The organism is Myceligenerans crystallogenes (assembly GCF_039529775.1).
Lineage (GTDB): Bacteria > Actinomycetota > Actinomycetes > Actinomycetales > Cellulomonadaceae > Myceligenerans > Myceligenerans crystallogenes.
This window is the reverse complement of record NZ_BAAANL010000007.1, coordinates 30,783-51,654: the sequence shown is the minus strand read 5'-3', so window position 1 is coordinate 51,654 and position 20,872 is coordinate 30,783. Positions and strand designations below refer to the sequence as shown.

General features: G+C 73.1%; 19 protein-coding genes. 15 read left to right on the top strand and 4 right to left on the bottom strand.

All coding sequences use genetic code 11. The annotated features are described in order from the left end of the window. Together ABD208_RS16285 and ABD208_RS16280 are read left to right on the top strand one after the other, a co-directional pair. Positions 1-906, top strand: a complete 906-nt coding sequence (locus ABD208_RS16285; protein WP_344104911.1) for an ABC transporter permease — start codon at positions 1-3, stop codon at positions 904-906. Further along, positions 903-3,194, top strand: a complete 2,292-nt coding sequence (locus ABD208_RS16280) for an exo-beta-d-1,3/1,6-glucosidase (RefSeq protein WP_344104908.1) — start codon at positions 903-905, stop codon at positions 3,192-3,194. Before ABD208_RS16285 ends, ABD208_RS16280 begins: the two co-directional genes overlap by 4 nt. 93 nt (positions 3,195-3,287) lie before the next feature. On the opposite strand, the gene ABD208_RS16275 is transcribed toward ABD208_RS16280, so the two are convergent. After that, positions 3,288-4,319 carry a DUF2332 domain-containing protein gene (locus ABD208_RS16275; RefSeq protein WP_344104905.1) on the bottom strand — a complete coding sequence of 344 codons (1,032 nt, stop codon included), beginning with the start codon at positions 4,317-4,319 and terminating at the stop codon, positions 3,288-3,290. Between the two features lie 86 nt (positions 4,320-4,405). Next, positions 4,406-4,876: a PPOX class F420-dependent oxidoreductase gene (locus tag ABD208_RS16270; protein ID WP_344104902.1), complete on the bottom strand. Its 471-nt coding sequence runs from the start codon at positions 4,874-4,876 to the stop codon at positions 4,406-4,408. A gap of 402 nt (positions 4,877-5,278) precedes the next feature. On the opposite strand from ABD208_RS16270, the gene aspS reads away from it, so the two are divergent. The 10 genes from aspS to ABD208_RS16220 all read left to right on the top strand — a co-directional run bounded on the left by aspS (position 5,279) and on the right by ABD208_RS16220 (position 16,004). Continuing rightward, positions 5,279-7,084, top strand: a complete 1,806-nt coding sequence (aspS, locus tag ABD208_RS16265; RefSeq protein ID WP_344104899.1) for an aspartate--tRNA ligase — start codon at positions 5,279-5,281, stop codon at positions 7,082-7,084. Between the two features lie 77 nt (positions 7,085-7,161). Further along, positions 7,162-7,980, top strand: a complete 819-nt coding sequence (locus ABD208_RS16260; RefSeq protein WP_344104897.1) for a GNAT family N-acetyltransferase — start codon at positions 7,162-7,164, stop codon at positions 7,978-7,980. Between the two features lie 104 nt (positions 7,981-8,084). Further along, on the top strand, positions 8,085-8,840 hold the full coding sequence (locus tag ABD208_RS16255; RefSeq protein ID WP_344104894.1) for a DUF4190 domain-containing protein: 756 nt from the start codon (positions 8,085-8,087) through the stop codon (positions 8,838-8,840). Positions 8,841-8,927: 87 nt separating this feature from the next. Continuing rightward, complete coding sequence (locus tag ABD208_RS16250) at positions 8,928-9,425, top strand: DUF4190 domain-containing protein (protein ID WP_344104891.1); 498 nt, start codon at positions 8,928-8,930, stop codon at positions 9,423-9,425. 8 nt (positions 9,426-9,433) lie between these two features. Continuing rightward, positions 9,434-10,060 carry a DUF4190 domain-containing protein gene (locus ABD208_RS16245; RefSeq protein WP_344104888.1) on the top strand — a complete coding sequence of 209 codons (627 nt, stop codon included), beginning with the start codon at positions 9,434-9,436 and terminating at the stop codon, positions 10,058-10,060. Positions 10,061-10,130: 70 nt separating this feature from the next. Next, positions 10,131-10,601: a DUF4190 domain-containing protein gene (locus tag ABD208_RS16240; RefSeq protein ID WP_344104887.1), complete on the top strand. Its 471-nt coding sequence runs from the start codon at positions 10,131-10,133 to the stop codon at positions 10,599-10,601. Between the two features lie 412 nt (positions 10,602-11,013). Then, entirely contained in the window at positions 11,014-12,717 is a 1,704-nt protein-coding gene (locus tag ABD208_RS16235) for an ABC-F family ATP-binding cassette domain-containing protein (protein WP_344104885.1), read from the top strand. Positions 12,718-12,811: 94 nt separating this feature from the next. Continuing rightward, positions 12,812-14,026, top strand: coding sequence for a carbohydrate-binding protein (locus ABD208_RS16230; RefSeq protein ID WP_344104883.1), 1,215 nt, complete (start codon positions 12,812-12,814; stop codon positions 14,024-14,026). Between the two features lie 76 nt (positions 14,027-14,102). Then, entirely contained in the window at positions 14,103-15,467 is a 1,365-nt protein-coding gene (locus ABD208_RS16225; protein WP_344104881.1) for a M20/M25/M40 family metallo-hydrolase, read from the top strand. Between the two features lie 204 nt (positions 15,468-15,671). Continuing rightward, on the top strand, positions 15,672-16,004 hold the full coding sequence (locus ABD208_RS16220) for a primosomal protein (protein ID WP_344104879.1): 333 nt from the start codon (positions 15,672-15,674) through the stop codon (positions 16,002-16,004). Positions 16,005-16,023: 19 nt separating this feature from the next. Here the strand turns inward: ABD208_RS16220 and ABD208_RS16215 are convergent, their stop codons facing one another. Continuing rightward, positions 16,024-16,965, bottom strand: a complete 942-nt coding sequence (locus ABD208_RS16215; RefSeq protein WP_344104877.1) for an aldo/keto reductase — start codon at positions 16,963-16,965, stop codon at positions 16,024-16,026. Positions 16,966-17,004: 39 nt separating this feature from the next. Here ABD208_RS16215 and ABD208_RS16210 point away from each other — a divergent pair, with 39 nt between their 5' ends. Then, positions 17,005-17,928, top strand: coding sequence for an undecaprenyl-diphosphate phosphatase (locus ABD208_RS16210; protein WP_344104875.1), 924 nt, complete (start codon positions 17,005-17,007; stop codon positions 17,926-17,928). Positions 17,929-17,955: 27 nt separating this feature from the next. On the opposite strand, the gene ABD208_RS16205 is transcribed toward ABD208_RS16210, so the two are convergent. After that, positions 17,956-19,092, bottom strand: a complete 1,137-nt coding sequence (locus tag ABD208_RS16205) for a hypothetical protein (RefSeq protein WP_344104873.1) — start codon at positions 19,090-19,092, stop codon at positions 17,956-17,958. A gap of 188 nt (positions 19,093-19,280) precedes the next feature. Here ABD208_RS16205 and ABD208_RS16200 point away from each other — a divergent pair, with 188 nt between their 5' ends. Then, a complete protein-coding gene (locus ABD208_RS16200) occupies positions 19,281-19,496 on the top strand; it encodes a DUF5703 family protein (RefSeq protein ID WP_344104871.1) in 216 nt (71 codons plus the stop codon). 19 nt (positions 19,497-19,515) lie between these two features. Next, complete coding sequence (gene mshC / locus ABD208_RS16195) at positions 19,516-20,820, top strand: cysteine--1-D-myo-inosityl 2-amino-2-deoxy-alpha-D-glucopyranoside ligase (protein WP_344104869.1); 1,305 nt, start codon at positions 19,516-19,518, stop codon at positions 20,818-20,820. The last annotated feature ends 52 nt before the right edge of the window (positions 20,821-20,872 follow it).

The following is a 20,872-nucleotide window of genomic DNA, read 5'->3' as shown; positions in this document are numbered from 1 at the left end:
ATGTTCACCAACACCAAGTCGATCACGGGGTTCGCGATCCTCGGCCTGTTCGTGCTGCTGGCGGCGCTGGCCGACGTCATCGCCCCCTTCGGGCCGCTGGAGAAGGACTACACCGCGCTCAAGCAGCCGCCGTCGGCCGCGCACTGGCTCGGCACCACGCACCTGGGCGAGGACGTCTTCAGCCAGATCGCCTACGGGACGCGCGGCGTGCTGCTCGTGGGGCTGACCGCGGGCGTGCTCGCCACGCTCGTCGCGGTGATCATCGGCGTGAGCGCCGGGTTCCTGCCCGGCTGGCGGGGTGAGTCGCTGTCCGCGCTGTCCAACGTGTTCCTGGTGCTGCCCGCGATCCCGCTGATGATCATCGTGGCCTCGCAGTACGAGGACCCGAGCCTGCTGCTGATCTCGGCCGTGCTGGCGATCACCGGGTGGGCGTGGGGCGCGCGCGTGCTGCGGGCGCAGACCATGTCCCTGCGGAACCGTGACTTCGTGCAGGCGGCGCGGGCCAACGGGGAGCCGCTGTGGCGGATCATCACCGTGGAGATGCTGCCGAACCTGACCGCCGTCATCGCCTCGTCGTTCGTCGGGACGGTGACCGCCGCGGTGCTGGGCCTGACGACCCTCGCGTTCGTGGGCGTCATCCCCATCACCAACCTCAACTGGGGCACCATTCTCTACTGGGCCCAGGCCAACGGGGCGTTCCCCGACTTCTGGTGGTGGTACGTCCCCGCCGGCCTCGCGATCGCGCTGCTGGGGGCGGCGCTCAGCCTGATCAGCTTCGGCATCGACGAGTACGTCAACCCGCGCCTGCGATCGGCGGGTGTGCGGGCCCGCACGAAGAAGCGGGTGGCCAGGAAACGGCGGGCAGAACTGCTCGCCGCCAAGCGAACGAAGGGGAGCACCGAGTGACCAGCGTGATCGAACTGCCCTACCTTGACACGGCACTGTCCGTCGCCGAGCGGGTCGACGACCTGATCGCCCGCATGACGCCCGAGGAGAAGGCCGGGCAGATGCTCCAGCTCGACGCGCGGGACGACCTCGAGGACCATGTCCTGCGCCGGTTCGCGGGCTCCGTCCTGCACGCCTCGCCCGAGCGGGTGCGCGCCGCGCACGAGCTCACGGACCGCACCCGGCTGCGGATCCCGCTGCTCGTCGCGGAGGACTGCATCCACGGGCACTCCTTCTTCGAGGGCGCCACGATCTTCCCGACCCAGCTCGGCATGGCCGCGACCTGGGACCCGGCGCTCGTGGAGCGGATGGCCCGGGTGACCGCCGTCGAGGTGAGCGCCACCGGGATCCACTGGACGTTCTCGCCCGTGCTGTGCATCGCGCGGGATCTGCGGTGGGGGCGCGTCGGGGAGACCTTCGGCGAGGACCCGTTCCTCATCGGGGAGCTGGCGTCCGCCGCCGTGCGCGGTTACCAGGGCGACGGGCTCACCGACCCGACCGCGATCCTGGCCTCGGCCAAGCACTTCGCCGGCTACTCCGAGACGCAGGGCGGGCGCGACGCCTCCGAGGCCGACCTCTCCCCGCGCAAGCTGCGGGCCTGGCACCTGCCGCCCTTCGAGCGCGTGGCCCGCGAGGGCTGCCGCACCTTCATGCTCGGCTACCAGACCATCGACGGCGTGCCCATCACCGTCAACGACTGGCTGCTCACCGACGTCCTGCGCGGCGAGTGGGGCTACACCGGCACGCTGGTCACCGACTGGGACAACGTGGGCCGCATGGTCTGGGAGCAGCAGGTGCAACCGGATATCTCGTCCGCCGCCGTCGCCGCCGTGCGCGCCGGGAACGACATGGTCATGACCACGCCGACGTTCTTCGAGGGCGCGCTGGAGGCCATCGCGGACGGGCGCCTGGACGCGAGCGAGCTGGACGACGCGGTGCGGCACATCCTCACGCTGAAGTTCGAGCTGGGGCTGTTCGAGGACCGCCGTCGCCCGTCGCCCGAACGCATCGAGGCGGTGCTGGGCGTGCCCGAGCACGCCGCGCTCAACCTGGAGATCACGCGGCGCTCGCTCGTGCTGCTCCGCAACGACGGCACGCTGCCGCTGCCGGGCGGCTCGGCGCCGTCGGACGACGTGCGGGGTGGGAACGCTCCCGCGCGCCGCGTCGCCGTGGTGGGGCCGCTGGCCGACGACGCGCAGACGCAGCTCGGCGACTGGGCCGGGAACTCCGGGCAGGCCGGGTGGATCCCCGACGGGCACCCGCGCGAGATGATCACGACCGTGCTGGACGGGCTGCGGGCCGAGGTCCCGGGCGACTGGGAGGTGACGTACGCGCGCGGCGCCGAGATCCTCGAGCTCATGCCGGACCCCGAGGGCGACACGTTCCCCGACGGCCAGCCGCGGCCGCCGGTCGTGACGCCGGCGCCCGTGGACGAGGCGCAGCTGGCCGAGGCGGTCGAGGCGGCGCGCGCCGCGGACTACGTCGTGGCCGTGGTGGGCGATCGGATCGAGCTGGTCGGGGAGGGCCGCTCCACCGCGACGCTCGAACTGCTCGGCGGGCAGCGGGCGCTCCTGGAGGCCGTGGCCGCGACGGGGACGCCGCTGATCGTGGTGCTGCTGGCGTCCAAGCCGCAGGTGCTGCCGCCGGTGGTGGACGACGCCGCCGGGCTCGTCTGGGTGGCGAACCCGGGCATGGCCGGCGGCCGGGCGCTCGCCGAGCTGCTGCTGGGCAAGATCGAGCCGGCGGGGCGCCTGCCGGTCTCGTTCCCCCGGCACGTCGGCCAGCAGCCCACGTACTACAACCAGATCCGCGGCCAGCACGGCGACCGTTACGCCGACCTGACCCAGCGTCCGGCGTACGCGTTCGGCGAGGGCCTGAGCTACACGACGGTCGAGTACTCCGGCCTGCGACTCCTGGAGCACGAGCTGACGGCCGACGGCGTCGTGCGCGCGCAGGTCACGCTCCGCAACACGGGATCGCGACCGGCCCTGGAGACCGTCCAGGTCTACGTGAGCGACCTGGTCACCTCCGTGAGCTGGGCGGACCAGGAGCTCAAGGCGTTCCGCCGGGTCACGGTGGCGCCGGGCGAGGAGACGGTCGTCGACCTGGAGCTTCCGGTCGCGGCCTGCACCATCGTCGACGTCTCGAACACCCGGGTCGTCGAACCGGGTGACTTCGAGCTGCGGGTGGGTGGGTCGTCTCGCCCCGAGGACCTGCTGAGGGCCGGCTTCAAGGTTCTGCCGGGCTGACGGTTTGCGCGGGCGATTCTCGCGCCCCAGGCGGTTTTCGCGTATGTCAGCGTTCACATACGCGAAAACCGCCTGGGGCGCGAAAGTCGCCTGTCAGCCGAACCAGTGGAGCGAGCGGCCGTGGGGGTGGGACCAGGCGACCGCCCGGCCGTCGACCGCCAGGGCCAGGCTCGTGTCGTCGCGCGGGGCGGGGGCGCCGGACACGACGCTCGGCAGGACGCCGGGGACCTCGTTGCTGACCCAGCGGCAGGCGCCGTCGGACACCAGGCGGCGCATCATGACGTCGAAGCGCTCGCGGTCCTCGGGCGGGAGGTAGGCGACGACGACGCTGTGGAACACCACGACCTCGCCGTGCCGCGACGCGTCCGCGACCAGGAGCGGGAGGTCCGCGAGGATGTCGCCCTGCTCCAGGTGCGGCGGGTCGGCGCGGGCGATCTCGATCGCGTGCCGCAGGCGCTCGCGCCGGTCGTCGTGCTCGGGCCAGATCAGGGTCTCCAGCCAGGTCATCTGGTCCTTGTCGCGCACGTCGAGCGGGTTGAGGTCCAGGCCGCCGCGCCACGCCACCTCCGGCGGCGCGGCGGGGAGCGTGAGGTCGCCGGTCACCGGGCAGGTCAGTCGTGGTTCGGGGCCGACGACGGCGTTCCCGCCGTACGCCCTGATCCGTCCCGGCTTGGCGGCCCGCGGGCCGTCGGCGGTCCAGTCGTAGCCCCAGCGGTCCGGGTACAGGCACAGGCCCGCGCTCGCCCCGGCCTCGACGAGGGCGAGCGGGCGCCGCCCGGCCTCGACCGACAGGCGCGCGAAGACCGGGGTCAGCGTGGCGAGCCGTCCCGCCTCGTTGGTCTGGGTGGCGCGCCCGAGGATGGTGGCGCGGATCGCGCCGTCGTCGTCCAGCAGCGTGGACCGCAGCGCCTCGTACGGGGCGGGCGCCTCCAGGCCGTGGAAGCGTGCGGCCGCGAACACGAGGTTGGGCTGCTTCTTGATGCCGGGGAGGGCCGAGATCCAGGCGAGGACCTCCTCGTCGGCGGCCACGCCGAGGCCCCAGGCCTCGAAGCAGGGTGAACCCCCGGCGGCTGCGTAGCGGGCGAACTCGATGTACTGGGTGGCGACGTCGGCGTACAGATCCAAGGCGGCCTCCTGCGGCTCGGCTGCGGGTCAGCGGGCGTGCGGTGGGTCGATCGAGGGGTCGGCGCTCCCGGGCTCGCCGGGGTGGCTCAGCTCTCGGCCAGGCGCGCCGGGAAACCGCCCGTGGCGAGCGGGCCCCAGCGGGTGATCGTCAGGCGGATCAGGGACTTGCCCTGGTCGACCATCGCCTGGCGGTACTCGTCCCAGTCCGGGTGCTCCTTGCCGGCGGCGGCGCGGTAGTACTCGACCAGCGGCTCCACCGAGTCGGGGAGGTCCAGCACCTCCGCGGTGCCGTCGACCTGGACCCACGCGTCGCCGAAGTCGTCGCCGAGCGCGAGGAACGACGCCTCGGGACGGCGCCGGACGTTGACGGCCTTCGCCCGGTCGGGATACGTGGAGACGACGACGCGCCCGGCGCCGTCGACCCCGAACGTGACGGGGGAGAGCTGCGGGCGGCCGTCCGCGCGGGTCGTGGTGAGCACGCCGTTGCGGCGGGCGCGGAGGGCGCCCAGGAGCTCGTCGCGGGTGAGTTTCGTGTTCGTCGCGATGGTACGGGCCATGGTCGGCAGCCTACGGGGCCGGCCCGAGGAGCGACGCTGTCGCACATTGCGTTTCCTGGGTTGACGCTGACCGGGTTTGACCTCGGGCTGAGGCGGGATGACCGGAACTGGTTGGTCCCTGGGGACGAACGGCTTGATGCCGAGCCCGAAGTCGCGGAGCCCGGCGACGGTCCGGTCGTTGTCGGGGGTGAGGGCCGGCGGGCCGGGCTCGCGCTCTGTTACGACACGGCGTTCCCTGAGCATGGGCCGGCTGTGCGTGATCCGGGCGCCGGATAACGGGAAGCCTCATGTCCGGGTCAGCTATTAGACTCGCCGCGTGCCGTGATGGCACCTGCGTCGTCGTCGGACACCGTCAGCGGACCGGGGACGGCACCCCACCTTCCGTACGAAAGGACACCCTCCGTGCTCCGCACTCACACGGCCGGCTCACTGCGGGCCGAGCACATCGGTTCGACCGTCACCCTCACGGGCTGGGTCGATCGTCGTCGTGATCACGGGGGAGTGGCCTTCATCGACCTGCGGGACGCGTCCGGGATCGCGCAGGTCGTGATCCGGGACGAGGAGGTCGCCCACCCGCTGCGCAGCGAGTTCGTGCTGCAGGTCACCGGCGAGGTCTCGCGGCGGCCCGAGGGCAACGCGAACCCGAACCTCGCCACGGGCGAGATCGAGGTCATCGCGACGCAGGTCGTCACGCTGAACGAGTCCGCGCCGCTGCCGTTCCAGGTGTCGACGGCGGTCGCCGAGACCGAGCAGATCGGCGAGGAGGCGCGGCTCAAGCACCGGTACCTCGACATGCGCCGGCCCTCGCAGGCGCACGCGCTGAAGCTGCGCGCGAAGATCAGCCGTGCCGCCCGCCGCGTGCTGGAGGCGCACGACTTCACCGAGGTCGAGACGCCGACGCTCACGCGTTCGACGCCGGAGGGCGCCCGCGACTTCCTGGTCCCGGCGCGCCTCGCGCCCGGCTCCTGGTACGCGCTGCCGCAGTCGCCGCAGCTGTTCAAGCAGCTGCTCATGGTCGGCGGCCTGGAGCGGTACTACCAGATCGCGCGCTGCTACCGCGACGAGGACTTCCGCGCCGACCGGCAGCCGGAGTTCACCCAGCTCGACGTGGAGATGAGCTTCGTCGAGCAGGACGACGTCATCGAGTTGACCGAGGAGCTGCTCGCCGAGATCTGGCAGCTGATCGACGTCGCGGTGCCGCGCCCCATCGAGCGCATCACGTACGACGACGCCATGCGCCTGTACGGCACGGACAAGCCGGACCTGCGCTTCGGCAACCCGATCACCGAGCTGACCAGCTACTTCAAGGCCACGCCGTTCCGCGTCTTCCAGGCGGAGTACGTCGGCGCCGTCGTCATGAAGGCCGGCGCGAGCCAGCCGCGCCGGCAGTTCGACGCCTGGCAGGAGTGGGCCAAGCAGCGCGGCGCCAAGGGCCTCGCGTACGTGACGTTCGGCGAGGAGGGCGAGCTCGGCGGTCCGGTCGCGAAGAACCTGTCCGACGGCGAGCGCGAGCACCTGGCCAAGGCGACCGGCGCGGAGCCGGGCGACTGCGTGTTCTTCGCCGCGGGCAAGACGTCCGAGGCGCGGGCGCTGCTGGGCGGCGCGCGCCTGGAGATCGCGCGCAAGACGGGCGAGCTCGACGAGAGCAAGTGGTCCTTCGTGTGGGTCGTGGACGCCCCGCTGTTTAAGCCCACGGGCGAGGACGACGACGTCGACCTGGGGCACTCCGCCTGGACCGCCGTGCACCACGCCTTCACCTCGCCCAAGCCCGAGTGGCTGGACAGGTTCGAGCAGGACCCGGGCAAGGCGCTGGCGTACGCGTACGACATCGTGTGCAACGGCAACGAGATCGGCGGCGGCTCGATCCGTATCCACCGCCGCGACGTGCAGGAGCGCGTGTTCGGCGTCATGGGGATCGCACCCGAGGAGGCGCAGGAGAAGTTCGGCTTCCTGCTGGAGGCGTTCAAGTTCGGCGCCCCGCCGCACGGCGGCATCGCGTTCGGCTGGGACCGCATCGCGGGCCTGCTCGCGGGCGCGCCGTCGATCCGCGACGTCATCGCCTTCCCGAAGTCCGGCGGCGGCTACGACCCGCTGACCGACGCGCCCGCGCCGATCACGCCGGAGCAGCGCAAGGAGGCGGGCGTCGACGCCACGCCGGAGGCCCGCGAGGGCAAGGCGGCCAAGGAGCCGGTCGCCGCCGCGAAGTGACGGCGCTGTCCGACAGCGGACGTGGCCGGGTGCAGGAGCCCGGCCGCGTCCGCGGCAGGGTCGCGCCGTCCGGGAGCATGACCGCTCAGGTCAGGCGGTCCGACGACGCGCCCGGCGACGTCGGGTGGTTCGGCGGCGACGCGTTCTGGGCCGGCTCCGGGCTCGGTCATCCGTTCCTCCGCACCATGGACAGCGGCCTGCCGGTCGGCAGGACATGGACCGAGGCCGGCGAACCGGACGACCCGGGAGCGCCCGCCGTCGTCGAGCTGCCGGGGGACGGGCCCGCGCCCCTGCTGACCTCGGCCGGCGAACCCGCCCGGCTGGCGGCCCTTCTGGCCCGGGTGGCCTCCGACCTGGAGGTCGCCCCGGAGGGCGTGTGGGTCAGCCGCGGCACGGGCGCGTACGCGCACGAGACGTTCGCCGCCTGGGGCCTGGCGTGGTTCAGCGCCTGGGACCGGATGGCGACGACGTCGGCCGCGGGCCTGCCCGCGGCGGCGTCCGGCGTCGTGCGGCTCGATCCGGAACGGGACGGCCGGGTGATCGCGGAGCTGCTCGCCGCGGCGAACCCGGTGACGGAGCACGCTCCCGGGCGGCCCGATCACACCTGGTACGGGGTCAGGTCCGCCGAGGGATCGCTTGCCGCCGTCGGTGCCCTGACCGTGCGCGGGCGGCCCGGCGAGCGGTTCGGGCACCTCGGCGGGATCGGGACGCGGCCCGGCCTGCGCGGGCACGGACTCGGGACGGCGCTGACCGCACGCATGACGGCTGACGGGATCAGCCGCCACGGGCTGGTCACGCTCGGTCTGTACGCGGACAACGACCGGGCGCGGCGGATCTACGAACGGCTCGGTTTCCGGGTGTTCCAGGAGGTCGAGACCTGGCGGCGGCCGGTCTGAGGCCGGCCTGGGGCCGGCGGGCCCCGGCGGTTCGCCGGGCCACCGACGGGGTTCCATGCGTATGGTCGACAGGTAGGGACCAGATGAGAGAGGGATGGTTGCGTATGTCGACCAACGAACCCGGGACTCCGGACCCGAACCAGCCGACGCCTGCCCGCGAGCCCGGCGGGCCCACCACGCCCGCGGGGCAGCCGCTCCCGCCCGAGCGCCCGAGCGCCACCCCGCAGCCCGCTCCGGGCCAGGCGCCCGAGCCGCCCGGACGGCACACGCAGCAGCCGTACCAGGAGGGCGCCCGCGCGCAGGACCCGTACGGCCAGGGGGGAACTCCCGCCCAGGGCTCCTCGTACCCGTCCGGCGGCTCGTACCAGTCCGGCGGTGCCCAGCAGCCCGGCGGCTCGTACCAGTCCGGTGCGCAGGAGTCCGGCGGCTCGTACCAGTCCGGTGCGCAGGAGTCCGGCGGTGCGCAGCAGCCGTACCAGGCGGGCGGCAACCCGCCGGCGGCGACGCCCTACCCGGGCGCCCCCGCGCAGGGCGGCTACGGCCCGCAGTACCCCAAGAACGGCCTCGGCCTGTGGTCGCTGATCCTGGGCATCCTTTCGTTCGTCGTCTGCCCGGTCATCGCCAGCATCGCGGCGATCGTGACGGGCCACATGGGCCGTAAGGCGGTCAGGAACGGCGAGGCGAACAACGGCGGCATGGCCATGGCCGGCCTCATCCTCGGCTGGGCGTCGCTCATCCTCTCGATCGTGCTCGGGATCATCTTCGCCGCGTCCTTCGGCGCGATGATGAACGACCCCAACTTCCAGGACATGATGAACAACCCGTCGATGTGGGCCTCGCTCGATCCCGAGGGCTACTGAACGACGGCGGACCTGCTGGTGAGGGTCCTCCCCGGCGGGTGCTGACCGGTAGGCTCGGGGTCCGGCCAGAACCTCGAAAGGGTCCGCATGTCGTTCAACGATCCCCAGCTCCCGCCGGGCGGGCGCCAGCCGTACGGCCAGCAGCCCTACCCGGCGCCGCCGCCGCCCGGGCCGCCGGGGTACCCGGGCGCGCAGCCGCCGGTGGTGTACGGGACGCAGCCGATGGCCTACGCCGCGGCCCCGCCGAAGAACGACCTCGGCGTCTGGTCGCTGGTGACCGGCATCCTCAGCTGGGTCATGTGCCCGCTGGTCCTGGGCGTGGTCGCGATCTTCACCGGTTACGCGAGCAAGAAGGCGGTTCGTGAGGGACTGGCCAACAACGTGGGCTCCGCCACCGCGGGCCTCATCCTCGGCTGGATCAACGTGGTGGTGATGCTCCTCGCGCTGATCTTCGCGGTCGTCGTGCCGGTCGTCATGGGGCTCGGCGTGCTCGGCCTCGGCGCTGCCTCGACGGGCCCCGAGCTCCAGGAACTGCTGAACGACCCGTCGATGTGGGCGACGCTCGACCCGGAGGTCGACTACTGACCATGTCCATGGACAACTCAGACAGCGGCACGCCGTCCTCCGGCGGTTCGACGCCGCCGGGCGAGAACCCGGCGGCGTCGAACGACGTCCCGCCCCCGCCCCCGCCGTACGAACCTCCCGCACCCCACGGAGCTCCCACGCCGTACGGGCCGCAGGACCCGGCGCCCGCCTGGCCGGACCCGGCTCACCCGGGCACGACGGCGCCGTACCCGGGCATCAGCCCGGTCCCGCCGCCGTACCAGCCCGGCGGCAGCCCGATGCCGCCGCCCGCGTCCCCGTACGGACAGGCCGCCTACGGACCCGCCGTCCCCCAGCAGCCGCCGTACGGCGTCCCGCCGATGGCGATGCAGCCGTACCCGTACGTCAACCCGTTCCCGAAGAACGGCCTGGCCGTGTGGTCGCTCGTCCTGGGCATCATCGCCGCCGTCTCGATCTTCCTGGCCTGCGGCGCCGGCGGGTTCCTCGGGATCCCGGCGATCATCGTCGGGCTGCGGGCGCGCCAGGCGCAGTCCGAGGGGCTGGCGGACAATGCGGGTATGGCGACCGCGGGAATCGTGACGGGCGCGGTGGGCCTCCTCGTCTTCGCGATCTTCGCCCTCGTCGTGACTCTGGGCCTGACCGGAAACTTCGACTGAACAGCCGTCGGTTCGATAGGGTTTCGCTCGCTTCCCACTAAAACTTCGGAACTGAAAAGGTGTCAGCACTATGTCGACCAACCCTCCCGGCGAGACGCCGAACCCGTACGACCCGTCGGGACAGCAGCCCGCGTCGCCGTACCAGCAGCCCGCTCCCTACCAGCAGCCGGCGCCGTACCAGCAGCCGGGCCAGGCCCAGCCCAGCCCGTACCAGCAGGGCGGGATGCCGCCGGTTCCGGGCCAGCCCATGACGCCGTACTACAACCCGTACCCGAAGAACTCGTTCGCGGTGTGGTCGCTGGTGCTCGGCATCGTCAGCATCGTCATGTGCCTCGGGCTGCTGGCCGGTATCCCGGCGATCATCATGGGCAACAAGGCGCGCAAGGCGGTCGTGGAGGGGCAGGCCGACAACGACGGCATGGCGCTCGCGGGCATCATCACGGGCTGGGTCGGCACGGTCCTCGTCACGCTGTTCTGGGTCTTCTACTTCGGGGCCATCATCTTCGCGGTCTCCCAGGGCGTGACCGACACCAGCTACTGAGCCGCGCGTGACCTCTCGCCGCCGCCGGTGATCAGGCACTGATCGCCCGCGGCCACCGCCGGGGCGCTCATGAACGAGCGCCCCGGCGATTCTGGACCAGAGGGGACCCGTGATCGCGGCGGGGTTGTCCGGCCAGGGGGAGTGCGTGTGGGGCCGGGTGGAAAAAAGGGTTGCGGGTCGTGCGCGCCGGTGACAGGGTGTTCGCGTCCCGGCGGGCTGGTCCGCGTGTGAGGCGGGATGACGAGAAGGATCGTGAGTGGGAACTGACCCGGTAGTCGCCGCCCTGCGCTGACACCTTCCCCGTGGGTCGTCGGGGCTCCCCTTTGCGGAGCCGGCCGACGACGGCGCGCTCACGCGCGACCCGACGGGACCCGAGGTGCCGGCGTGCCACGCCAACCCGGGAGTTCTCGCCTTGCCTTCTGCTGTCAACCCTGCCGTCGTCCTGCACGACCTCTCCTTCGCCTGGCCCGACGGATCCGTCGCCCTCAGCGGCGTCAGCGGCTCGTTCGGCCGGGGCCGCACCGGCCTGACCGGCCTCAACGGCGCCGGGAAGTCCACCCTGCTGCGGCTCGTCGGAGGGCGGCTGCGCCCGTCGTCCGGCGGCGTCGTCGTCTCCGGGACCGCCGACTACCTGCCGCAGCGCCTCACCCTCGACACCGGCACGACCGTCGCCGGCCTGCTCGGCGTCCGCGAGCAGGTGGACGCCGTCCGGGCGATCGCCGCCGGGGACACGCGCCCCGAGCTGTTCGACGTCGTCGGCGACGGCTGGGACGCCGAGGAACGCGCCGTCGCCGCGCTCGGCGCGGCGGGCCTGCCCGCCGATCCCGACCGGACCGTGGGGACGCTGTCGGGCGGGGAGGCGATGCTGACCGCCGTGGTCGGGCTGCGGCTGCGTGGCGCCGACGTCGCGTTGCTCGACGAGCCGACCAACAATCTCGACGGGGACTCCCGCGAGCGCCTCTACGACCTGGTCCGGGGCTGGCGCGGGACGCTGGTCGTGGTGTCGCACGATCTGGCGCTGCTGGAGCTGATGGACGCGACCGCGGAGCTGCGGGACGGCACGCTGACGACGTTCGGCGGGCCGTTCAGCGAGTACCGGGCCTGGCTGGCCGTGCAGCAGGAGGCGGCGGAGCAGGCGCTGCGCGCCGCCGAGCAGACGCTGCGGCGGGAGAAGCGGCAGCGGATCGAGCTGGAGGAGCGGGTCGCGCACAGCGAGCGGCAGGCGCGCAAGGACCGCGCGAACCGGCGTTATGTCCCGGCGGTGGTGCGGGAGCGCAAGAACGCCGCGGAGCGGTCCCAGGGCGACCGGCGGGGCCTGGCGGACGACAGGATCGCCGCCGCCCAGGCCGCCGTCGACGCCTCGGAGCGCGCGGTGCGCGACGACGAGCGGGTCGTGGTGGACCTGCCCGATCCGCAGGTCCCGGCCGGGCGCCGCCTCGCGGTGCTGACCGGTTCGGACGGCCGCGAGCACGTGATCCAAGGACCGGAGCGGGTCGCGCTGACCGGGCCGAACGGAGCGGGGAAGACGACGTTGCTGGAGCGGCTGGCCGGCGTGCGGGGCGGCGGGGGCGGCACGGTCCCGGCGGCGTCGGGCACGACGGCGGGCGCGGCGTCGGCGGTGGGTCTGCCGGCGGGCGCGGCGTCGGGCGCGTCGCCGGGGCCGGCGAACGGCGCGGCGGCGTCGGGCGCGCTCCTCACGGACCGGGTCGCCTATCTGCCGCAGCGGGTCGACGTGCTGGACGACGACGCGACCGTGCTCGACGCCGTGCGCGCGGGCGCGCCCGAGGTGCCGCCCGGGGAGCTGCGGAACCGGCTGGCGCGGTTCCTGGTGCGGGGCGCGGCGGTGCACCGGACGGTGGCGACGCTGTCCGGCGGGGAGCGGTTCCGGGTGGCGCTGGCGCGCCTGCTGCTGGCGGACCCGCCCGCGCAGCTGCTGATCCTGGACGAGCCCACCAACAACCTGGACGTCGCGACCGTGGACCAGCTGGTGGCTGCCCTGACCCGGTATCGCGGCGCCCTCCTCGTCGTGAGCCATGACCGGGCGTTCCTGGAACGGCTGGACCTGACCCGGGAGCTCCGCCTGGACCCGGACGGGCGCCTGTTCGAGGTCGCCTAGTCCTCGGTCGCCCGTACGGGAAATCGCGGATGTGTCGCCGGGACGGCCGGTCGTAAAGTCTCCTTACTTATTCGTGAGGCAGGGAGGACGGACGATGGATACCCAGCAGATCCGGCGTCGCCGGACGCGTCGGGGGATCGTGGTCGCCACCGCGCTGGCGCTCGTCGCCGGCGGCGCGGTCGCGGCCACCGCCGCGCAGACCCAGGGCGTGCAGCAGGTCGCGGCGGCCGAGTGCGCCGCGCCGTGGTCGTCGTCGGCCGTGTACACGGCGGGCAACGTCGTGTCGTACGGCGGGCACAACTGGCGTGCCAAGTGGTGGACGCAGAACGAGACGCCGCGGGTCACCGACTGGGGCGTCTGGGAGGACCAGGGCGTGTGCGGGGGCGGGCCGACGACGCCGCCGCCCACCACGCCCCCGGCCTCCGGCGGCGAGATGGCGGGCGCGCCGTACCTGTACCTCGGCTGGGGCAACCCGCCGAGCGCCACGAGCGTCATGGACCGCACGGGCGTCAAGGCGTTCACGATGGCGTTCATGCTGTCGTCCGGCGGCTGCAACCCCGCGTGGGACGGCACGCGGCCGCTCACGGGCGGCGTCGACCAGCAGACGATCGACGCGATCCACGCGCGGGGCGGGCAGGTGCAGATCTCGTTCGGCGGCTGGTCCGGGAACAAGCTGGGCCCGAACTGCTCGAGCCCGGAGGCGTTCGCCGGGGCGGTGCAGAAGGTCATCGACGCGCACCACCCCGAGGTGGTCGACTTCGACATCGAGAACTCGGACGAGTTCGAGAACGCCGACGTCCAGGACCGCATCCTGCGCGGCCTGGCCATCGTCAAGCAGAAGAACCCGGCCACGAAGATCGTGGTCACGTTCGGCACGAGCCAGACCGGACCGAACTGGTGGGGCGGGCGCCTGATCGACCGCGCCAAGGAGTTCGGCACGCCGATCGACAACTACACGATCATGCCGTTCGACTTCGGCGCGACCGACATCGTGGCCTCCACGATCAGCGCGTCGGAGGGCCTGAAGAACAAGCTCAAGGCGGCGCACGGCTGGACGGACGCGCAGGCGTACGCTCACATGGGCATCTCGGGCATGAACGGCGTCTCCGACGTCGGCGAGACGACGACGACGTCGCAGTGGACCCAGATCCGTGACTGGGCCACGAGCAAGGGCCTGGGCCGGTTCGCGTTCTGGTCGGTCAACCGCGACCGCTCCTGCGCGAGCGGCAACGGCGGCGCGGCCCGCGCGGACTGCAGCGGCATCAGCCAGCCGGAGCTGGAGTTCACGCGGATCACGGCCGGGTTCTGATCGGGCGGGAGCCTGAAGTGTGAGACGGTTCCGAACCGCTCGTGATCGGGGTGGACAGGGCAGGTAGCGTGTTCGTGTGACCGAGACCGCGCGACCCGCACCGTCAGCCCAGCTCACCGCCGAGGATGAGGTCGTGGCGATCTGCCGCGACCTCATCCGCCTCGACACCTCGAACTACGGGACCGGCGAGGGCCCCGGCGAGCGGGCCGCCGCCGAGCTGGTCATGGAACTGCTCACCGAGGTGGGGCTCGAACCCGAGCTGTTCGAGTCGCGGCCCGGGAGGGCGTCCGTCGTCGTGCGGCTCGAGGGCCAGGACCCGTCGCGGCCCGCGCTCGTGCTGCACGGTCATCTCGACGTCGTCCCCGCCGCCGCGGGCGACTGGTCCGTCGGGCCGTTCGCCGCGGAGCTCACCGACGACGTCGAGGGCGGCATGATCTGGGGCCGCGGCGCCGTCGACATGAAGGACATGGACGCCATGATCCTCGCCGTCGTGCGGCAGCTGGTCAGGGAGGGCCGCAAGCCCGCGCGCGACGTCGTCGTCGCCTTCTTCGCGGACGAGGAGGCCGGCGGGAAGTTCGGCGCCGGGTACCTGACGCGCGAGCACCCCGGGCTCTTCGAGGGGGCCACCGAGGCGATCAGCGAGGTCGGCGGGTTCTCCGTGGACGTGGACGGGCGCCGCGCCTACCTGCTGCAGACCGCGGAGAAGAGCCTCGCGTGGCTGCGCCTGATCGCCGACGGCAGGGCGGGGCACGGCTCGCAGGTCAACGAGGACAACGCCGTCGTCGCCCTCGCCGACGCCGTCGCCCGCATCGGGCGGCACGCCTGGCCGTACACGCCCACGCCCACCGTGGACGCGCTGCTGCGCGGCGTCGCGGACCTCACCGGGCTGCCGTACGACGGCGCCCGGTTCGCCGAGGACCCGGCGATGGTGGACGCGCTCGTGGCCGCGCTCGGGCCGGCCGCGAAGTTCGTCGGCGCCACGGTGCGCAACACCTCCAACCCGACCCAGCTGGAGGCCGGGTACAAGGCGAACGTCATCCCGGGCTCGGCGTCGGCCGTCGTCGACGTGCGGCTCCTGCCCGGCCACGAGGTGGCGGGGATGGCGACGCTGCGCGAGCTGGCCGGGCCGGACGTGCGGATCGAGACCGTCCACCAGGACGTCTCGCTGGAGGTGCCGTTCACCGGCTCGCTCGTGGACGCGATGGTGGACGCGATCGGCGCCGAGGACCCGGGCGCCACGGTGCTGCCCTACACGCTGTCGGGCGGGACGGACAACAAGTGGCTGTCGCGCCTGGGCATCACGGGTTACGGCTTCGCCCCGCTGCGGCTGCCCGCCGAGCTCGACTTCGCGGGCATGTTCCACGGCGTCGACGAGCGGGTGCCCGCCGACGCCCTGAAGTTCGGCACGCGGGTGCTGGACCGGCTGCTGCGGACCTGCTGAGCCGGCACCGCCGGCGGTGACCCGCGTGCCATGGGATCCCGGCGGGCACAACCCCCGCCGGGCCCCCGTGCGTTCCGGCAGGTATGTGCTAAACGGTCCCCTGACGTGGTGAAACGTTCCGGCCGTGGCCCCGGTCACGCGGATCCGGCCCGGATTCGCTCCGACCGATACCGCAGGCCAGCGCGCGGCAGTAGAGTTCACAGCATGACCGTTGATCCGCGCGCCGCACTCGACCGCCTCGTGGCCGCACTCGAGGCCCACTACAACGCGGTCGCCACGAGACGGGGCGACGACGACCCCGCGGTCGACGACGCCTACGACGTGCTCGCCGACGCCTACGAGGTCTACGAGGACGCCCTGGCCACCCAGTTCGGCGAGGTCACGCCGTTCTACCTGGCCGAGGATCTCGACGAGGACGACGAGGACGAGGACGAGGACGCCGAGGACCTCGACGACGACTTCGACTTCGAGGACGAGCTCGCGGACGTGGACGACACCGACGCGGAGCCGGTCGCGACCGAGCCCGCCCGCCAGTAGACGGTCCCGCCGGCGCCCGTCACCAGCGTTCCGGATAGCCCACGGGCGGCGCGGACACGTCGTCGAGCGCCGACAGCACCTCCGCGGGCAGCGCCAGTTCCGTGGCGGCCAGAGTGGTCCTGAGCTGGGCGGGCGTCCGCGCGCCCACGATCGCCGACGCCACCTGCTCGCGCTCCAGCAGCCACGACAGCGCGACCTCGGCCGGGGACCGGCCCAGCCCGTCCGCGGCGATCCCCACGGCGTCGACCACCGACGACGCCGGCCCCTCCAGGTACGGCTGCACGAAACCCGCCATGTGGCTCGACGCCGCGCGCGAGTCGGCGGGCGTCCCGTGCCGGTACTTGCCGGTCAGCACGCCGCGCCCCAGCGGCGACCAGGCCAGCAGACCCAGGCCCAGCTCGTGCGCGGCCGGCAGGATCTCCCGTTCCACCCCGCGCTGCACGAGCGAGTACTCGCAGCTCACGGCCGCCAGCCCGGCGTCGTCGCCCACCAGCGAGGCCAGCCGCGCCGTCGCCCACCCCGGGTGGTTGCACACGCCCGCGTAGCGGGCCTTGCCCGAGGTCACCGCCAGCCGCAGCGCCGACGCCGTCTCGGCCAGGGGAGTGGCGCCGTCCGGGCAGGCCACCAGGAACAGGTCCACGTGATCCGTGCCCATCCGGCGCAGCGACGCGTCCAGCGCGTCCAGCAGCGTGCGGCGCGACGCGTCCCGGCGCGTGCCCGCCTTCGTGGCCAGCACCACCTCACCGCGCGACACCTTCCCGCCCAGCAGCGTCCCGATCACCGACTCCGCCTCGCCGTCACCGTACGAGGCCGCCGTGTCGATCAGGTTGCCGCCCGCGTCGAGAAAATCCCGCACCTGCTCGGCGGCGTCGAGGTCGTCCGTCTCCCGGCCCCAGGTCATCGTGCCGAGCCCGAGTTCCGAGACGCGCAGTCCCGTCACACCCACCCTGCGCAGTTCCATGCATGGCAGGCTACCCGGCACCGGGTAGGGTTACCGCCCGTGACGACGTGGCAAGCCATCCTTCTCGGACTCGTCCAGGGTCTGACCGAGTTCCTCCCGGTCTCCTCCTCCGCGCACATGCGGATCACCAGCGAGCTGATCGGGGCGGGCGACGCCGGGGCCGCGTTCACCGCGATCACGCAGCTCGGCACGGAGACCGCCGTCGTCATCTACTACCGCAAGAAGCTCGCGCAGATCCTCGGCGCCTGGTGGCGCGCCCTGACCGGCGGCAACGGGCCGGATTGGCGCTCGCGGCTCGGCGTGGGCCCGGCGGCCGGGTCGGTCGACGTGCGGCACGCGCGCCCGGGAATCGCCGTCGCGGACCCCGACGCGGCGATGGGCTGGTACATCATCCTGGGCTCGATCCCGATCGTGGCGCTCGGGCTGCTGTTCGACGACTACATCGAGCACGACTGGCGCAACCTGTGGCTGACGGTGGCGATGCTCGCCGGGTTCGGCGTGGTGATCCTGTGGGCGGACCGGACCGCGCGGCAGGAGCGCGACCTGGAGTCGCTCACGCCGCGCAGCGCGATCACCTACGGCATCGCCCAGTCCCTCGCGCTGGTGCCGGGCGTGTCGCGGTCCGGCGGCACGATCGCCGCGGGCCTGTTCATGGGCTTCAAGCGGTCGGCGGCCGCGGACTACTCGTTCCTGCTGGCCCTGCCCGCCGTGTTCGGCGCCGGCTTCTACCAGCTCGTCAAGACCCTCGGCGAGCCGCTGCCGGAGGGCGCGCCCAGCTGGCCCGCGACGATCATCGCGACGGTGGTCGCGGGCGTCGTCGGCTACTTCGTGATCGTGGCGTTCCTGAAGATCGTCAAGCGGTACTCGTTCGCGCCGTTCGTCTACTACCGCTTCGTGCTGGCCGCGGTGGTGGCGGTGCTGCTGGTCACGGGCGTCGTCGACCCGCAGGGCGGCGTCCACTAGTCCGTCGCCCGACGACGTCGCCTGCCCTCAGCCCTCGTCCTCCAGCAGGTTCTCCTGCCAGAAGATGTCGGTGGGGGCGCCCGGCGTGGCCGTCGTGCGCCAGTTCCGGTCGAGGTGCTGGTTGAGCTGCAGCCACGAGGTCTCGGGCGGGTTGTCGATGCCCTCGCAGCCGCCCCGCTGCCCGCAGGCTCCGTGCTGCGACATCACGGCCGCGAACCGCATCGGCGTGCCCTCGCGCCAGGCGTAACGCGCCAGCAGCGCCCACTGGGCCGCCTGCGTGCCCTCGGGCGTGTAGATCTCCGGGAGCGCGCGGGCGGCGCCCTGCGTGGACACGTACACGATGGTCTCCGCGGTGTGACCCGGGCTGCAGCTCGATGCCTCGGGGACGTCGTCCCAGGGGCACGCGTCCGTGCTGCCGAAGTTCACCAGCGGCGGCCTGCCGGGCACGTCGTTGTAGCCGTCGAGCCAGGCGCGCGAACGGTCGTTCAGGGACGGGTCGGTCTCGCCCCAGGCCTCGAAGTCGTTGGCGCCCCAGATCGTGGACTGGTAGCCGCTGCCCAGCTCGCGGGCGGCGTCGCGGGCGGCGATGGCGAGGGTCTTCCCGGCGCGGCGGTTGACGGCGCTGTCCGGGAAGTTGTTGGTCCCCATGCCGATCCACAGGCGCGACGTCTCGTCGGAGCCCGTGCAGACGCCGTACCCGTGGCCCATCGCGATCGCCATCTCGGCCGCGACGTCGAACTCCTGGTCCGGGCCGTGGAAGTAGGACAGCCGGTAGACGCCCGACGGGGAGGGCTCCGTCTGGCCGAACGCCAGCACCATCACGGACTGCTGCGTCCCGGGCAGGCTCTCGTCCTGGCGGCCCATGTCGCAGCCGGCCCGCCAGGCCCACTCGGTGTCGTGGACCGTGATGTAGAAGCTCGGTTTCGTGGGCGGCACCTGCTCGTGCGGGCCGAGGTGCCGGCCGGCGGCGTCGTCCGGCACCTCGCCGGACGGGCAGACCCCGCCCTCCGTGCCCGTGCCGCTCAGGTCGAGGAAGCACGCGTCCCGCTCCGGGGCCGAGGACCGCTCGGCCACGGGAAGGGCCGCGGCCACCGGGACGCTGCTGCCCATGAGGATCAGGACCGCCAGAAGGGCGGAGCTGAGCCGGCCCGGTAGATGTTGCATCGCGCGCCCCCTGGGTGGTGCCGAGCGTGCGCGGCCCCGAGGGGCGCGCAGGCCTGGCTTCCATTGTCGGGCCGTCCCGTGCCGGTGCGCACCCGGGCGCGGCCCGTACTGCGAGACACCCCTTGAAAGGCGCGGCGAAAAGTTCACAATAGATGGACGAATTCAGCCCCGATCAGGGACGGTGACGCATGGCGGGTGAGGGCTCCACGTGGCGCAAGCACGGCCAGTACGAATACCGGGTCGTGACCATCGACAGAACCACGAGCGTGCCTGACGCTCGCAAGCTGCTGACCGACGAGGCCGAGTACGGCCGCTGGGAGCTCGCCCGCACGCGCAAGTACCGCGGCGGGGAACGCAAGGTGTGGCTCCGCCGCAAGATCATCCGCGTCCATCCCACCCTCTGACAGCCTTTAGGCTGTCCTGGTGCTTACCTGGCCTTCCCCTCAGATCCCAGAGATCCCCGGTAGCTCCGACAAGATCCAGGTGCACGACACCTCGACAGGCGCGCTGGTCGAGGCGGCACCCGGCGCGACCGCGGGCCTGTACGTCTGCGGCATCACCCCCTACGACGCCACCCACATCGGCCACGCGAACACGTACGTGACCTTCGACCTGCTGGTCCGCGCCTGGCGCGACGCCGGCAAGCGGGTCACGTACGTGTCCAACGTGACCGACGTCGACGACCCGCTGCTGGAACGCGCCGCGGCCACCGGCGTCGACTGGCGCGACCTCGCGCGGGACCAGACGGCCCTGTTCGCGGAGGACATGACGGCGCTCGGCGTCGTCCCGCCCGACGTGTACACCGGCGCGGTCGAGTCCGTGCCCGCCGTCGCCGCCGCCGTGACGGCCCTGCTGGAGTCCGGCGCCGCCTACCGCGTGGCGCCGGACGAGGACGGCGTGACCGGCGACGACGTCTACGCCGACCTGCGCGCCGACGGCGCGTTCGGCGCCGTCTCGCGCTACGACGCCGCCACGATGGGCGCCCTGTTCGCCGAGCGCGGCGGCGACCCGGGGCGGCCCGGCAAGCGCGACCCGCTCGACCCGCTGCTGTGGCGCGCGGAGCGCCCCGGCGAACCCGCCTGGGACGGCGGCGTCCTGGGCAAGGGCCGGCCCGGCTGGCACATCGAGTGCACGGTCATCGCTCGCGACGGTCTGGGCCTGTCCGCGCCCGCCGGCACGTCCGGCACGGACGAGGCCCCGGGCGCCACCTTCGACGTCCAGGGCGGGGGCGCGGACCTGACCTTCCCGCACCACGAGATGTCGTCCTCCCACCTGCGCACCCTCGGCGGCGCCGCGCCCGCCGCCCACGTGCACGCGGCGCTCATCGGCTACCAGGGCGAGAAGATGAGCAAGTCGCTCGGTAACCTCGTGCTCGTCTCGCGCCTGCGTGCCGACGGCGCCGACCCGATGGCGATCCGCCTCGCGCTGCTCGCCCACCACTACCGCACGTCCTGGGAGTGGACCGACGCCGACCTCGAGACCGGCTCGGACCGCCTGGAGCGCTGGCGTGCGGCGATGTCCGGCAACGGCGGCCCGTCGGCGCAGGACGCGATCGCCACGGTCCGTGCGGCGCTGGCCGCGGACCTCGACGCCCCGGCGGCCCTGGCCGCCGTGGACGCCTGGGCCGACGCCGCCCTGGACCCGTCCCGCGAGACGACGTACGACGACGAGGGCGCCCCGGGCGTCCTCGCGCGCACCGTCGACGCCCTGCTCGGGGTCCGCCTGTAACGCCGGCGGCGGCCGATCGCGGGATCGGCCGCCGCGGGGTCGGCGGGTGGTC